1 protein-coding gene is annotated in these 923 nt (G+C 58.7%); it reads right to left on the bottom strand.

Features of this window, described 5'->3' with window-relative positions:
• A partial coding sequence (locus J0A65_RS24270) for a hypothetical protein (protein WP_206596827.1) occupies window positions 1–516 on the bottom strand: 516 nt, incomplete at its 3' end.
• Window positions 517–923 lie beyond the last annotated feature (407 nt).

The following is a 923-nucleotide window of genomic DNA, read 5'->3' as shown; positions in this document are numbered from 1 at the left end:
GAAGATGAAGGCCGCTGACGCCTCCCTGTCAGGCAGAGACTCCACAGCCCTCCACCACCGTGGCTGCAATGAGTCAGGAATAACGCCATCCCTTGGCTTGATGTGGTGCAGCCCACCCATCGCCTTGAGACGCTGAGTCGGGTTCATCGTCGTGATGCCGTATTTGGCAGCCCCGAACGACCAGACAGCAGAAAAGATTCGGGCAAGCTGATTGGCCTGGGCCTTGGACTTGGCGCTGACCTCATTGAAGCGTTTCTCGAAAGCATCCGATGAAATAGCCAGCCAGCTTCGCTCCAGCCAGTCGGCGGCATAGCGGTTGAAGACCTTCTGATAGTCATCAGCGGTGGATGACTTCAGCTTTCGTGTGTTGCGGTACTCGTTGAAGACAGCTTGCAGCGTTGGCGCTGGCTTGGTCTTAGGCTTGGGCGCCCTGACAGGCTCAGGAGCTGGCGCAACCTCAACCCGAGCAACCTCCTGCCTAGCAGTAACCCCAAGGCGTGCCTTCAAAGCATCCAACGCAGCCGCCCTGGCCTCCTCCGCGCTCATTACAGGCCAGTGGCCGAGCGTCCTATAGCTACCCCTCAAGCGAACACGAAAGACCCTTGAGCGAGCGCCTACGACCATCTGGAAGCCGACCAAGTGGCTGTCGTGAAAAACCTGTCGTGCGTTACCCGAACAATTGACCCGAGCGACCAAGGCATCGGAGAGAAGGAAGCGTCTTGCGGTCGTTTTCTGCGTCACCATTGCTACACCACTGCGTCACCAACGTGCATGGGCGTGACTCAGCAGCGGCAAGCCCACAACGGGCTAAGCGCGCACTCAGGAGTAGCATCAACAAGCGGCTTACAGGGCTGGAGGCCATCTATTTCAAGGGTTTCACCAGCGCCGATTGACCAGCGCAAGACGCGTCCCTATACTGCGCC

This window comes from Bowmanella yangjiangensis, from assembly GCF_017255015.1.
In the GTDB taxonomy this organism is placed as follows: Bacteria; Pseudomonadota; Gammaproteobacteria; order Enterobacterales; family Alteromonadaceae; genus Bowmanella; species Bowmanella yangjiangensis.
This window is presented reverse-complemented; position numbering and strand designations above follow the sequence as displayed.